Origin of the sequence: Paenibacillus plantarum, assembly GCF_013141695.1 — a bacterium.
Taxonomy (GTDB): domain Bacteria; phylum Bacillota; class Bacilli; order Paenibacillales; family NBRC-103111; genus Paenibacillus_E; species Paenibacillus_E plantarum.
The window spans coordinates 104,951-119,920 of sequence record NZ_WHNY01000028.1; the positions used below are offsets into that span (position 1 = coordinate 104,951).

The 14,970-nt window shown below is 44.0% G+C and carries 11 protein-coding genes; all 11 read right to left on the reverse strand.

Translation table 11 applies throughout. From position 1 onward, the window contains the following. Positions 1–10 precede the first annotated feature (10 nt). Positions 11–1,618, reverse strand: a complete 1,608-nt coding sequence (locus GC096_RS09710) for a response regulator transcription factor (RefSeq protein WP_171630044.1) — start codon at positions 1,616–1,618, stop codon at positions 11–13. Further along, positions 1,593–3,410, reverse strand: coding sequence for a sensor histidine kinase (locus tag GC096_RS09715; RefSeq protein WP_171630045.1), 1,818 nt, complete (start codon positions 3,408–3,410; stop codon positions 1,593–1,595). The genes GC096_RS09710 and GC096_RS09715 overlap by 26 nt, the downstream gene beginning before the upstream one ends. 205 nt (positions 3,411–3,615) lie before the next feature. Then, a complete protein-coding gene (locus tag GC096_RS09720; protein WP_171630046.1) occupies positions 3,616–4,956 on the reverse strand; it encodes an ABC transporter substrate-binding protein in 1,341 nt (446 codons plus the stop codon). A gap of 578 nt (positions 4,957–5,534) precedes the next feature. Beyond that, complete coding sequence (locus GC096_RS09725) at positions 5,535–6,410, reverse strand: 5'-3' exonuclease (protein ID WP_171630047.1); 876 nt, start codon at positions 6,408–6,410, stop codon at positions 5,535–5,537. Positions 6,411–6,541: 131 nt separating this feature from the next. Then, complete coding sequence (gene ssuE, locus GC096_RS09730) at positions 6,542–7,084, reverse strand: NADPH-dependent FMN reductase (protein ID WP_171630048.1); 543 nt, start codon at positions 7,082–7,084, stop codon at positions 6,542–6,544. A gap of 167 nt (positions 7,085–7,251) precedes the next feature. Beyond that, positions 7,252–10,488 (reverse strand): glycosyltransferase family 39 protein, encoded by a 3,237-nt coding sequence (locus tag GC096_RS09735; protein WP_246302666.1) that lies wholly within the window; start codon positions 10,486–10,488, stop codon positions 7,252–7,254. Positions 10,489–10,569: 81 nt separating this feature from the next. After that, a complete protein-coding gene (locus tag GC096_RS09740; protein ID WP_235550349.1) occupies positions 10,570–10,800 on the reverse strand; it encodes a DUF7667 family protein in 231 nt (76 codons plus the stop codon). Positions 10,801–10,973: 173 nt separating this feature from the next. Then, complete coding sequence (locus GC096_RS09745; protein WP_171630049.1) at positions 10,974–11,165, reverse strand: hypothetical protein; 192 nt, start codon at positions 11,163–11,165, stop codon at positions 10,974–10,976. A 182-nt stretch (positions 11,166–11,347) separates the two neighbouring features. Then, entirely contained in the window at positions 11,348–12,523 is a 1,176-nt protein-coding gene (locus tag GC096_RS09750; protein WP_171630050.1) for a DNA sulfur modification protein DndB, read from the reverse strand. Beyond that, the gene (locus GC096_RS09755; protein ID WP_171630051.1) at positions 12,523–13,689 is read right to left on the reverse strand and encodes a DNA sulfur modification protein DndB; all 1,167 of its coding nucleotides are present in this window, start codon (positions 13,687–13,689) and stop codon (positions 12,523–12,525) included. Before GC096_RS09755 ends, GC096_RS09750 begins: the two co-directional genes overlap by 1 nt. Before the next feature lie 88 nt (positions 13,690–13,777). After that, on the reverse strand, positions 13,778–14,953 hold the full coding sequence (locus GC096_RS09760; protein WP_171630052.1) for an aminotransferase class I/II-fold pyridoxal phosphate-dependent enzyme: 1,176 nt from the start codon (positions 14,951–14,953) through the stop codon (positions 13,778–13,780). Positions 14,954–14,970: the final 17 nt, after the last annotated feature.

The window sequence follows — 14,970 nt, forward strand, 5'->3', positions numbered from 1 at the left end:
ATTTTGGTATTCAAGTCTTAGCCGCATACTTTTCTCGGTATTCCGAAGGCGTTTGTCCCGTAAACTTTTTGAACACTTGGCTGAAGTAACGTTGATTCTCATAGCCTACGAGCTCGGAGATCTCACTAATTTTATATTCGGACATGTGCAGCAGCTCACATGATTTTTCCATCCGTTTACGCGTCACATACTCGATAAAGTTTTCAGAGGTCACGGATTTAAACTGTTTGCTTAAGTAACTTGGGTCGAGATGAAAGCGTGTGGCAATGTCGATTAGACTAATGTCTTCAAAATAGTGCGCATCCAAATAGGAAGCAATCTCGTGAATGGAATGAACAGAGGCGGTCGTCCCCTTGCTCGCACGATATTCCTCGGCAGCCTCGGTGAACTGTTCGATGAAGTGGCTGAACTGACTACGATCCACGATGCCCGTGATCGAACGTGTATCGAAAAGCTGCGGATACGCTAGCACCATGTCTGACATCTCTGCCGCGGCCATTTCAATTAGCTTTTTCAATGTTCGCTGCCCCTCACGGATGGTCAATCCATTCATTTTATCCGCTTTGTGCAGGAAATTCCGCAGCAACTCGCGACACTCAGCCCCATTCCCTGCGGCAAATGCTTGCTGCAAGGTCTTCAGCTCAAACATCGATAACAACTCCGATGAAGAAGCTGCCACTGTTGTAGAATGATCCGGGGAGTTCAACGAAAAATGTATCGCATGCAACGCGTTAGTTCTCAACAGTTCACTGGCAATGTCATAAGCCTCTGGCAATCGTTCCAAATTATTGAATACATTGCTTAACCCAGCTACCACTTCAAGCTGCAGCATTTGGTTTATCACGTTGTGAAAGGACGCAAGTAAATGTCGGATATGTGTCTCATCGTAGGCGGACTCTGGTGCATATAGACAAAGACTCATCCTGTCGTCCGACTTATAGATAAGCGGTGCCTCATCCTGTCCGTCAGAGGAGAGTACCTCAGCCAAAATATTTTCGATACTATACATTAACAAATCTGCATTCCCATGGAATTTCTTGATGGATATGTCATGAAAGTTGCGGAACATACAGACAGCAAGCCGAAAGCTGCCTCTAGCACTAGAGATTGCAAGTTCTTCCGCTTGCATTTGAATATCTATGACATTCGTGATTCGGCGGCTAGTCACATGCCCAAGGAACACTTCTCTGCGGAGCTGCCACATATCTTGGGTGAATTTCTTTTGCTGCTGCAGGGTCAAATGGTTGTGGCTGGCCTCCATAGCTTTCACTAACGCGCTTTTCAAATCCAACAGGGAAATCGGCTTCAGCACGTACTCACAAGCTTGATAAGTCACTGCTGCTTTCATATATTCAAATTGCGAGTAGCCGCTAATGACAATCACCTTGATCTCGGCATAATTGGTGTACAAGGCTTCTAGGAACTGCTGACCGTTCATGACCGGCATGTTCATGTCCGTCACAATAATATGAGGCTTACTAATACGAATAAGCTCCAACGCTTCTTCGCCATGTCGCGCTTCGGCAATAACTTCTACGTCAAGAGCTAGCTCACTAATCATTTTGCAGACGGATTTCCTACCCAATGATTCGTCATCTACGACCATTACTTTGTACAAAGCTGCCACCTCCATTATGATTGTACGGAATTCGTATGCGAATTGTCGTTCCGATGCCTAACTCACTCTCCACCTCTAGGCCAAATGGCGTTCCATAAACCAGTCTTAATCGTTCATGCACATTTTTGAGCCCGATGGATACGCCGTAGAAAACGTCGGATGATTTGTTCTCGAACGATGATCGCACTGCATCCAGCTTATCGGTTTCGATGCCAGGTCCGTTATCTTGAACTGTCAAGACAACGGAATCTATTTCCCGCAGTACGTTCACGCCGATCCGCAGTGACTGCTCCTCTTCCCGCTTGCTGAAGGCGTGCACAATCACATTCTCAATAATTGGCTGCATGACGAATCGAATGATCGCACAATCCATCAGACCAGTATCGACGTCAAACTCAATCTGCAGCGTCTCCTCAAAGCGGAGCTGTTGGATGTACAAGTAATTATTCACGTGCGCAAGCTCCTGACCAATCGTTGAAGCGACATTGCCTTCATAGAAACTGTACCGAAACATGTCGCCTAACGCACGGCACATCTCATGAATTTCATAATCCCCGATAAGTACAGCTTTGCCGCCGATCGTCTGCAGCGTATTGTACAGAAAATGCGGATTGATCTGCATTTGCAGCGCAAGAATTTGCGCTTCTTTATTGAGAAGCTGCATTTCGTATTTGGATTCAATCAACTCGCGAATTTTATCTGTCATGAAATTAAAATTGCCTGTCAGCTCCGAAATATCATCACGATAATTGGCATTCTGCGGCAGACTGACATGAAAGTTGCCCTTGCGAACAGTTTTCATCGCTTTTCCGAGCAGTTTGATGGGTCGGGTAATGTAATGTTGCGCGAGAATCGAGAGCAGTGATATGCTCAGCATCACAAAAATAAATGCCCCAACTGTCGTAAGCAAAATGTTCCTGCGATTCTGTTCCAGTTCAGGGTTCGGATACACAATGGCAAGCGAAATATTGCCATAATTGAGTCGAGAGGTAGCTACAAATAAATCCTTCTTTCTCAAAAATTGAATGTTCTTAGGATCATTTTGCGAACTGATCTCCGGCTTTTCGTATTTCGGTATGCTATCCGCATAGTTGCCATTTGTCTGATAAAAGGGCTCGCCGCTGGCGTTCTGCAAGACGATTACGTTCGGCGAATGATTATTTGCTTCAATCATCTTCGATAATTCCTTGCTCTGGATGTAAAAAACAAGCGTACCAAACTTCGTTCTATAGAACGGATCATATATTGGAATGGAATAAACAAAGAAGTCTTGTTGTACTGTGACATCCTTATAGGTAAACATAAGCGCCTGTTGAAATGGCAAATCGAGCATCTCCTTGTAATGAGGAATGCTCTGATCCATTTTGACGGACTCGTAGCTAGCCGCTCTGGACCAAGAATCTTCCAGCTTATTTTCTTTGCCGAAGATCATGATCTTAATAATGTCTTTGTTTTTATTCTGGATCAGCAAATCATAGTTTTTAATCGATTCCCTGAGCAAAATAATTTCAGCATCATTATAATTAGCCCCATGCTCCATAAGATTCAGGATGCGTTCGAAGCCATATACTTGCAGGGCAGACGAAGAAATATTGCTGAAATATTGATCTAAATACCCAGATAAATACTCAGCATTCTGATCCGAACTTCGGAACATCGAATTTTCCAAAGAACGAGTACTCGACTTATAAAAAATCATGGAGAGTACAAGCATGGGGATCAGGGAGATCAGGACACTACTCCAAACAATTTTCGTACGAATGCTCCTATTAATAAATAGCCATCTGATCATGCCATCATCCCAACTTCCCTGTTGTTCAAATTAAAATTGGATCGATTATACCACATTGTAACATCTCTCCTGCTTCTTACAATTCAACTTTTTGTTTTGTTTATGTTCAAATTTTTGGCTCACGAACAACGCTAAACAGGTACCCACCGTCTAAACACTTGTTCAAAGTGTCCAACAATGGGTACCTGTTTTTTTAAATCTCCTGCTACTTTTTATTTTTGTCCAAAATTGCTGTTGCATCCTTACGGAATGAGACAGCCGCTTCTTGAACCGTTATTTTCTTGTACATTATTTTCTCAGCTGTATCTTTTAGCAGCTTCTCGATTTCGATGGAACCAACTGGGTTCGGAGGATCCATTGGCGCACTGTTTTTCTCAGCCCATGCGACATAATCAAAAACTTTAATTTCATTCGGGCTTAACAACGGTTTCAACGCTTCTTTCACTTTAGAAGCAACAGGTACGCCGCGCTCGCCTTTAATAATTTTATTTGCTTCAATATCATTGATCCAGAAATCAATAAATTTAGCAGCTTCTTCTTGTACTTTAGAACTGCTTGATACGGACCAGTACATACTTGGTTTCAAGAATAACCCTTTGTTTGCATCAGGACCTGGCATTGGCTGCAGCACAAGCTCACGTTTCGAGGCTGTAGCTAAACCAATAAATTGATTAGACCAACCATTGGAAGAAATGGAATTACCCAATGTCAACTCGTCATCTTCTGGCGTGCCTTTCTTTTGAGCAGCTTTATCAAGCGCCAGTACACTTCCAGCGTCATAATATTTCTGAGAGCGATTAAAATAGTCAACAAACAGCTTATCGTCGGTATAACCAAGGGCTGTGCCTTCTGCGTTATACATTTTTTGACCTAGTGTACGCAGGTAATAAGGGAAGAAAACATCATCCCGGAAGCCCCCCGTGATTTTACCCGCAGCTTTCGCTTTAGCCGTAATCTCATCCAAATCATTCCATGTCCAGTTCTTCTCAGGAGGCGTAATATTGGCTTTTTTCAACATCTCGAAGTCCATGATGCTGGTCAAAGCATTAACCCCTATGTTCATAGCTACGAGCTTCCCGCCTACTTGACCACCTGAAACTGCATTTGGACTAACGTCGTCCACGTTCAGAATTTTGCTCTTCGTAAAAGGCGTCAAATCCGCCAATTGGTTTCTTCCACCGTATTGTGTCAAATACGAGATATCCATCTGTATAATATCTGGCAGTTGATTCGCAGCTGCTTGAGGAGCAAGCTTCTTCCAATAATCATCGAAAGCCGCATATTCAGCTTCAATTTTCACATTCGGATGTGCTTTCTCATACATTTCGATAACTTTCAGCGTATAATCGTGGCGCGCTTGACCGCCCCACCAGGCCATGCGAAGCTTTACTGGATCCTTACTTGCACTGACAGTTGCACTAGGAGTCGTTGTTGTTGTTGGCGCTGTTGTAGCTCCTCCACTTTGGTTACTAGAAGTACCCGAAGAACAAGCGGTTGCTGTGAAAATCATGGATAATGACATTAATGTGACGACTGCCTTTTTCATGGTTTTTCTCCCCTTTGTACGTACATTTCGGAAACCGTAATCGCTTACATTTCTATTATCTGCTAAAAATTAACATCCGGTAATCAAAAAAACCGTCATCTTTGTTCAATTTTCAGTTTCCGCTACGCTTGAACTCAGCAAACTTACTCCCGCTTCCACTCTTACCTCTACTCCTACCTCTACCTCTACCTCTACCTCTACCTCTACCTCTATCTCTACTTCTACCCTACCTCTACTCCTACTCCTACTCCTACTTCAACAGCCAAACCAATCTCCACCGCCATAAACAAATTAAATGGATTTTATGTTGTTATTTTTGCTGATTCTCACTATTTGGGAGCAATAGCTGGATTTCCTACAGTTAATTTCTGATAAAAACCACCAAACTATCAATCTTCCTCGAATTAGATGTACTTTTTCCATCTACTCATTAAATTTCAGATAAATCGGCAATATTAACTGTATATTTTACATTTATTTGAAAAACTAGCTACTCAACTGACCACACCGCTTAGCCTAAGACCTCAGGTATAGAAAAAGACAGCACCTGATTTCAGGCACTGTCCCTATTTGATGTCTTATCCGATCAATCTTATTAATCCTTTGTACGCAATTTCATCGAATTTGCTAATGACCTTCTCCCGATCCATCGCCCACGCGCAATCTTCAAGCGCACAAGCGACCGGCGCATCTAAGCGAATCGTTGCCAGATCAAGCGAAAGATGCAGCATATCCAGCTCTGCTTCGATCTTAGCCCTTACACCTTTGGGAAGTGCAGCTAAGTTCTCGAGGATCCCATCAATGTTCACGTATTCGTTGAGCAACTTGGTTGCCGTTTTTTCCCCAATTCCTTTGACCCCTGGATAATTGTCTGCAGTATCACCCGTTAACCCCTTCAGATCAATGATTTGCGCTGGGGTTAGGCTTTTCTCCTCCATGAGCGTTTCTAGCGTGTACACCATGTAGTTGGATTGCCCTTTTTTCATAATAATAACTTCGGTATTCTCATCCACGAGCTGGAGCATATCATGATCCCCGGTTAAGATCTGCACTTTTGTGTAGGGGCTGTATGTACGAGCCAAGGTGCCTATACAATCATCTGCCTCATAACCAATAACGCCGACATTCGGAATGTTAAAGCTGGCTGTCACTTCTTTGACCAAATCAAATTGTGGAATTAACTCCTCGGGAGCAGGTCCGCGATTCGCTTTATAAGATTCGAATTTCTCCGTACGGAAGGTCTTGCTTCCCATATCCCAACAACATACGACGTGAGTTGGTTTGAACGTGCCGATTGCATCGAGTAAATATTTCAGAAATCCATAGACACCATTGATAGGCACACCGTTATCGGTTCTCATGATGTAACCACTAGATGATGTAGCATAAAAACCGCGAAATAATAAGGCCATGCCGTCTACGAGCAGCACAGATTCAGATGAATTTTGTGACATTGATAATAGCTCCCATTCCTGTGAAAATATGAATTCATTACAAGTAGTATAGCACGCCACACAGGTTCCCGACACGCAAAAAACCGCCATCAGCAAAAGTTACCAACGACGGGTTTGCGTGTGCTATGTAATTAGCGGCTTGTATGCCATTTAATTTCCTGAATGAATTCCGTTACGGATTCCTTCAAACGCGAAGTGATTTCATCATCGAGAATTGCTTGACCTTGATCGCCCCAAGTCACTTGTTTATCCAATACATACACACCTTGTAAAATATTCTGTGCACCTAGGACAGACAACACTGGTTTGAGTGCATAATCAATCGCGAGCAAGTGCGCGTAGGTTCCTCCAACCGCTAATGGAAGTACGATTTTACGCTCGAGTCCTTTTTGCGGCAGCAGATCCAAGAATGCTTTCAACACGCCTGTGTAGGAAGCTTTGTAGACGGGCGTAGCTACGAAAACAGCATCTGCTTCAGCCACACGCTTACTCGCATCCACAATGGCTTCACTGTCGAACTTCGCATATAACAAATCCTCAGCAGGCAGGTCGCGAACCTTAATCCAATCTACTTCCAAACCTGCTTGCAGAAGCTCGCTCTTAGCAACTTCAATTACACCATGTAATCGGGAGGTTGGGGTTGGACTTCCTGAAATAATTACTACTTTAGCCATTTTGATTCACGCTCCATTAGCAATTTGTGGGTGAAAAAAGAGACTCCGCCTCCATGTATTCGGGTACATAGTGGGAGTCTCCTGCTGTTCGGTCGACTTATTTTAATTCACAGTAATTCACTTGGAATTATATTACCATGGCTTCTAAGAGACGTCAATCCGTCATTTTAAAAGAAGTTCCAGCCCGGCATCCATCTTAAAAAGAAGGAGTATTTCGCCGGTATAATCATCCCCGACAGGATCGGGTAGAATAGTGCGAATAGCACGAAGACAGCGGCTAAGTAGCCGTAGACCCATTTTCTTCGCTGCAGCGGTCCTTGCTCCAAGTAGTCCTTGATGTAGTAGGTCAAGATCAATACTAGGAAAGGTACCATTGCAAAATAGTGATAAATAAACGTTAGTCGCGGTACCAACATCCACGGCAGGTACTGTGAACAGTAGGCAATGAGCAGCATACGAAGCAATTTGTCCTTGCGTTTGAATGCGAGATAGAAGGACATCAGCACGGCAATAAAGCCTGGCCACCACACCAACGGATTACCGAATGAAACGATGCTCGAAAGCATACCCTGCGGCATCAGCTTCGCTTGATAGTACCAGATCGGACGTATCATCATCGGCCACTCCCACCATGGTGAGGAGAACGGATGTGTTGCGACGAGATCCTTATGGTATTTGTACATATGTACCTGATAGCTCACAACATCTTTCAACTGATGTCCAGGACCTGGTACCATCATGAAAGGAATATAGGATAGTGTGTAGACGCCTAACGGCACGATAACAAACATGAGTACGCACCATAGTATGGTAAGCAATGTATTGCGTACGAAAAGCTTTTGTACCCTTAGGAGCTTCGTAGATTCTTCCACCGAGAGCAGATCGTCATAAACTCCCTCGCTCTCCTCAGCTTCATCACGACTGTTCTCCCTCAGTACTCGCTTGGCAAATTGGTACTCTCTGTACCGCTCCCATAGCGAGATGAATAAGAGGACGGCCAAGCCGGCACCGCCATAAATGACGATCCACTTGGAAGCAGCACCGATCCCGAAGAACAAACCGGAAAGTCCCAGTGGGATTAGCGTCGTCCACAGCTTTTCACGGAAGAAGCTCAACGTTGTATACCGATACATGAAATAGAACATCAGCATGATAAAAAACACACCGTACACATCAATCGTGGAGATTCTTGTTTGGGCAAAATGCATGAAATCAAAGCTAAGTAAAAAGGCAGCAATAAGGGCATATTCGGAACGGCCAAACATCCGTTTTGCGAATACATACATAATTGGAATCATGCCTACTCCGAATAGCGTACCGATAATACGCCAGCCGAATGGATTTAATCCGAACACATAAATACCGATGGAAATGAATATTTTGCCCAGCGGCGGATGTGTGCTTTCATAAGGCTCGATCTTATGGAGATGCTCATAAGCCGTTCTAGCATGATAAATCTCATCGAAATACGTGCCATTCATGTAGGTAGGTGTATATGGGACGACGCTTGGCTCATCAAATAAATGAGCTGTATTCCCATTATCGGCGGCATCCACATCTACTTCCTTTAGACTAGCGATCGGTAATGGCGTCGTTCCCCCATCCCCGAAAATCCCAATTTCATGAAGATGCAGCTTCGCACTCTCTTGCGTATCGATCACAATTTTTACATAGCGAGCTTCTTTATTCGCTTCTACGGTATGCCAGGTGAACACCTTCGTGTGATCAGATTTAACCGCCATAGCATCCTGCCACTGTTCGCCATCATTTGAGAACCAATAGGAATAAGCACCTTCCCCAACGCCAGCAAAACTATTAATACGTGTAATCTGATGCGGGCTGCCGAGATCAGCAATGACCGTCTCTCCCCCACGTGATGGCTGCCAGAACGTCGTTGGATCTTTATGCCCGCCGAGATGGAACAGTGCAATGATCGTATAAACCACCATAAGTACACCTAGATACAGGGCATCTTTACGGGAGAAAAAGCGCCCGCGCTTCCCTCTTTCTATATGATCCTCTGTCTTATGGAAAAGTGCCTTCCACGGTGAGGTTTCTCTTAAATTCGTTGCTTTCTCTTCCAGGTCATCTTCCATTGGAAGCACTTCGACCTTGTTGTCGACTAGAGGCATAGTTTCCTCCACAGTTTCATCCCCATCTGATTTCACGAAAAGCCTCCATCCCAATATACAAGCATAGACAAACATCATAACATTGATCGCTGAAACCGTCAGCATCAAAGGATTGTATCGCGGAATGTGATAGTCCTGATGAAAACTCCGCAGGAGTACATCACCAATATTGATAAAATGCGTAATACTAAAGCCGATAAACAGCCATAGAATTCGGCGATCCTTCAAGTATATGAAGCTCGTTAATGCTAGCAATAGGCCATAGTGCAAGTAGCGCTCATGCATTTTGGTCATACACATAAACATAGCCGTGATAAATAAGAACGATATGTATAAGACAGCACCGCGCTTATTCTTACCGAGCCAATAAAGTAGACAGACATATACGATGGACAGAATCATTAATACGACGCCAATCCATTTATAAGACAAATGCCAGAAACCACTGTTGATGTCCACGAAGTTCCCGCCAAGAAGTGCGAACAGATTAAACGCATTGAGCGATGCATACGGATAGGAAGCTAACGTGCCCGAATACAATTCGATCATCCAGCCATAGCCTCTACCCACTGCAAAAGGAAGGGAAAGAACAGCCATTGTGGCTATGCCTGTCAACACGCTAAGCAGCCAAACCATCAACTTGCGTGCCCTTATGACATCGATCAGTAAGAAGATACCGAACAGCAGCGCTTGAGGTTTAAGTAACAGAGCAAGTGCGATAAAGAAGGCGGCTTGCGGTAGTTTGCCTTTCATCTGCATCAATAATGTAGCCACAATAAACAGCATGAAAAAAGAATCTACCTGTCCCCATACCGCGGAATTCGCCCATATGGCTGGGTTGAAGGCAAATAAGGCAGCAATCCACAGCGCCTGCTTCCAGGTACGTGCTCCTTCGTGCTTACTGAACGCTAGTCGAAATAACAGGTAAACTGTCCCAAGATCTGCAAGGATTGATGGAAGCTTAAGAATAAGTAAGGAGCTGCTGCTTTCCCAAGGGATAGACAGCTTATGATGTACAAAGCCCACAACGTATAGGACATACATGTAGCCAGGGGGATAATCCAGAAAATATTCTTTGGCATTCGTATATAAGTCCTTCAGGCCTACCGTATAAGCGCGATCTGCCCACGCCATGAACGTTCGCACGTCCGTATCATAGCCTACCCAATGGGGGGCCAAAACCAGTCTAAGTATGAGGGCAAGCAGAAGCATGAATCCTAAAAGAAAAAATGTATAGGGAGCTACTCCCCGTTGCTTGAACCAGCTGACCATGCGGCATCTCCTTAGCATTGAACTATCCTTATTATACCTGTCCACACTCTTGCAGAAAAGGAAAAAAGCACCGACGGTTAGTCAGTGCTTAGGTTCAATCTTTTCGATGCGCTCACAAATGTCATGCAACCAATCATAATCCCCTGTCAGTGAGGCACAGAGCGATAAATTTTCTAGTTTTAATCGATTCCATACATAAGTCGCGTTCGCTTCCATGCATAGCATTAATTCCTCTTGTTCGCCTCGAGTTAGCTCTCGGGCTCTGCGTAGTGTCCATAATTCCGCCATACGTTGATGAACGGCTAACATCATTCTTAGCCTCCTGCCGGGTGGAGTCGCTTTCATTAACTAGTATAGACAAAGTTAGGAGACTCGAAACAGTGTCCTACTCTCTTTGTCGTCATGGCTATTTATGTTAAAAAGGAAGAAAGCAAGAGAGCTCGTCCACTCTCTTGCTCCTTCTTGCTTTCAGTTGGGTACGATCATTAAGGGATATGAACCACAGCAATTCTATCGATGGCAACAAAGAAAACCGTACCGTTATTACTTGCTAGAACAACATTCCCATGTTCAATACCAAGAAATTTACCTGTATGATTCGGTGTAGTACCTGCGTGAATTGTGATGACCGTACCAAGTCCGATGCGAGACAAAGTAGCAAATACGGAGCAACTCATTGTGTTTTCCTCCCTTCAAGCTTTATATGATATCGTATGCTAGTTCTTTACTTTTGGTATAGACAAATGAATACTAGGATTCGTATATTTTGAGACTAGTAATCTGACGAAAGGTATACAAACGAAAAATAACCCCTTCAGTCTCAATTCTCATTGAGATCGAAAGGGTTATTGGTTTCTAGCTATGCAGAGGATACTTCTTCAGAATCACTAGCGGAATCCGTGCCTTCTAGGAAGAATTGCACGAGCTTCGCATGTTTTTTCAACGATTTCTCGTGGATGAGGTTGATTTTCCCATTGTCCAATGAGCCAAATACATAGATTAACTCTTCATTGTCATGTGACCAATCGAAGCCTTCTAGCAATTGTAAGGACTGCGTCCACTCATCATTATATTCGCCATTCGGGAATAAGAATCGATTCGCATACAGGGCAATACTTTCCTGAATCACACGGTTCGCGGATGTATATTGTGCCAAACCTGGCTGCTCTGGCATCATTGGTAGAATCGTATTGAAGAATTGATGCAAGATTTCAACATACGTCGATGGATCATGTCGAATTTTACGCTGCAGTTCATAAGAAGGCTGCATTCTGCCTGAGAACAGCATCGTCGCCGTTGCATACAACCAGCTGAAGCATGTAAAGTTGCGGTTAAAAGAGGTCAGGTTACTGCGTCTCTCCACACCCGCTGCCTTCAGATACACATTGTGATCCACGACCTGCTGAATAACCAGATTAAGCGGATCAATGGAGTCAAAGGAATGACCGAGTTCTTTACTAACCAGCTGCACTTTGGAGTTGATATCGCCAAATAACTGCTGCTCTTCTTCCTCCGTTAAGCCGATATAAATTTGCACAGCAAGTTGTGTTTCCATCAGGTCCAAACGTCTACCCTCAAGTTGATTAATCGTGCCTTCTGTTTCCTCAACTTCTTGCTTAATCTCCGCGTCGTCACTAAACTTCCGTTGCTTAATCTTCAGTAGAGCCAGCTTCTTCTCGTAGCGTCGTACTTCTTTCTGCATCTGATCATTTACATAACCAAGCGCTAGAATCCGATGTTGCCCGTCAAGAATGGACAGCTTCGAGCCGTGTCGCAAGAGGAATTCCTTCACTCCTTTGGAGAGTTGGTTCACTTCGCGAAGCGATAAGGTTACAGGACCGAAGAACACATGGTCCAATTCGCGTTCTTGCAAATAAGTCGAAATCTTCCTGCGCTGCATGTTACTCAGCTTCCGTTGAACCATGGGATCGATCATCGTATAGTTCAGCAGGTCCTGAACGCGCAAAGCCACAGTCGCGAGACCGAACTTTTCGCAGAAAGGATGGATAGTCATTTTCAGGCGTAATCCTTCCATTAGCTCACGTCCTCCTTATTCGCAAAACTAGCTTTATAGTCTTCTGCATCACTGATTAGGAATGCATTCTGATCTTGATAGAAGCTCTTAATGTGGTTGTAAGCTTTCATGATACGTGTACGTCTTGGGAGACGATCCTTCTCTTCTCCAGCATAAATACTATTCCAGTTGACATGTGGCAATATTTTCAAAGCATGCTCAAGTGCATAGCGATTAAAGCTGCCTGTTTTCGTCGCTTCTTCATGCATGAAGAGGGCTAACGCAATTTGGATATTCTCAGACCACACAATTTCACCCTTGGTCGGTGATGGTAAGTGTGTCAATAATCCGTTAAAGTAGCCGCCTGCCAGCGAAATAAGCTCCTGCAAATCTTTATCCGCATACTGATAGTTGTTATTACGAGCAGCAGATTTCATTCGTCCTTCAAACAATCCCACTAGAATTTCAATCAACAAATGGTAAGAGAAAAGATACTCCGGCGATTTGCCACGCTCTGAGAACATATCGACAGTTAGCTTCTGCATCGCAGGCGCTTTCGCTGCTAGCTCTGTAGCTGCCACATGATAGAACCGGCGTTGATCACGAAGGACAGCCAAGTTGCCTCCAAGCTTACGAGGAAGCTTGTTAATATCGGAGAACAATTGACGTTCCTGACGCGCATTAATGTCTAGATAGGTCATTGTTGAGATTGGGAACGCATATAAACGGCGAAGCTTTTCCGTAATCTCATCCATTTTGTCATATTCACGACGATCTTTCGCTCGTGCCATCTGACTTTGCAACGTTTCCATAATCCGTTGGAAAGCTGCCAAGCGATGCTGACCGTCAACGACATACAATTTCTCAATTGGCTGTAAGCGAAGGGCTTGTTGGTCCTCATCGTAATGTCCTGCGCCTCTTGCTGAGAAAATGATGCCAGGGAAATAGATTGGCTGGCGATCTTCCAAATATAAATTCACATAGTCAATTAACTTAGAGAGGTTACGCGGAATGATCGCACGTTGTACTTCTAAATCCACCTCAAAAATAGAAAATAGTTTGCTAATAGGTAATGTAGCAGCAATTGTCGCTTGACCGAACGTCTGTCCTAAAATTCCGGGAATCTCTACGTACGATGACGGCTTCTGTTCAGCTAAAAGCTCTGATAGTGAAGAAATGGCATCCATATACTTACCCCTTTCAACGTATAAATTTTCTCAATCTTCTACCTAAATATGTCTCTCATTCTCCTATTTTTACCAAAATCTCTAACTTTCATTCTAAGGACCGAAGCCAATCTCCTATTCGCCTTGCTGCCTCAAGTAATCGAGCTTCTTCTTGCACTAAAGCAATACGGACAAATCCTTCTCCTTCAGCGCCAAATGCATCGCCAGGAATGACAACTACACCTGTCTGAAACAACATTTCCCGGGAAATTTGTCGAGATGTCCATCCCTTGGGGATAGGAGCCCAAATAAACATCGTTGCTTTCGGTGGCGGAATGATCCAACCCGCATCATTTAATGCCGAAATAAAAGAATTTCGTCTTTTCTCATACATACTTGAGACAGAATGATCGCTTTCCATATCTTCTTCTAATGCTGCAATACCTGCTGCTTGTATAGCTCCAAATACACCGTAATCAATATTCGATTTCAGCGTCTTGAGCGCCTTAACTGCATCTGCATGACCTGTTAGAAACGCGATGCGACAACCTGCCATATTGAAGCTTTTCGATAAAGAATGGAATTCAATAGCAACCTCCTTAGCACCTTCAATCTCCAAAATACTCATGGGCTTATAGCCATCAAAAGCCATTTCGGAATAGGCAAGATCATGTACTATAAGCAAATCCTGCTTCTTCGCATACGAAATCAAATACTCGAAGAAAGCACGATCTGCAACAGCAGATAACGGATTGCTTGGATAGTTTAGCAAGATGAATTTCGCCTTAGCAGCCACGTCATCTGGGATGTCCTCTAGTTGGGGTAAAAAATGATTTGCTGCACGCAGCGGTAGTAAATAGGGTTCAACCCCTGCCAAGACAAGACTTGCCGAATATATAGGATAACCTGGATCAGGGACAATGGCCATATCCCCAGGATCACAGAGAGAAAGCGCTAAGTGAGCAAGCCCATCTTGTGAGCCCATTAAAGTTAAGATCTCCGTTTCAGGATCGAGCTTGACACCGAATCGATAGTCATACCATTTGGCTACCGCTTCGCGAAAGGCCAAACTTCCTTCGGATGTTGGGTAACCGTAATGAACAGGATTACGAACTGCGTCTGCCATTGCTTCCAAAATACGATCTGAGGGAGGCTGGTCAGGACTTCCTATACCTAAATCTATGACGTCTACCCCTTGGTTCATAACCTCTCTCTTCCATTCTGCTACTTCCGAAAAAATAGCCGAGCCTAGCTGCTGCAGCCGTCTGGATCCTTTAAATGTCATAGATAGCTTCCTTATTA

Bases quoted from the DNA above. Each gene is read 5' to 3' on its own strand.
- GC096_RS09715 (WP_171630045.1), bottom strand. From the start codon at position 3,410: ATGATCAGATGGCTATTTATTAATAGGAGCATTCGTACGAAAATTGTT.
- GC096_RS09720 (WP_171630046.1), bottom strand. From the start codon at position 4,956: ATGAAAAAGGCAGTCGTCACATTAATGTCATTATCCATGATTTTCACA.
- GC096_RS09725 (WP_171630047.1), bottom strand. From the start codon at position 6,410: ATGTCACAAAATTCATCTGAATCTGTGCTGCTCGTAGACGGCATGGCC.
- ssuE (WP_171630048.1), bottom strand. From the start codon at position 7,084: ATGGCTAAAGTAGTAATTATTTCAGGAAGTCCAACCCCAACCTCCCGA.
- GC096_RS09735 (WP_246302666.1), bottom strand. From the start codon at position 10,488: ATGGTCAGCTGGTTCAAGCAACGGGGAGTAGCTCCCTATACATTTTTT.
- GC096_RS09740 (WP_235550349.1), bottom strand. From the start codon at position 10,800: ATGATGTTAGCCGTTCATCAACGTATGGCGGAATTATGGACACTACGC.
- GC096_RS09745 (WP_171630049.1), bottom strand. From the start codon at position 11,165: ATGAGTTGCTCCGTATTTGCTACTTTGTCTCGCATCGGACTTGGTACG.
- GC096_RS09750 (WP_171630050.1), bottom strand. From the start codon at position 12,523: ATGGAAGGATTACGCCTGAAAATGACTATCCATCCTTTCTGCGAAAAG.
- GC096_RS09755 (WP_171630051.1), bottom strand. From the start codon at position 13,689: ATGGATGCCATTTCTTCACTATCAGAGCTTTTAGCTGAACAGAAGCCG.
- GC096_RS09760 (WP_171630052.1), bottom strand. From the start codon at position 14,953: ATGACATTTAAAGGATCCAGACGGCTGCAGCAGCTAGGCTCGGCTATT.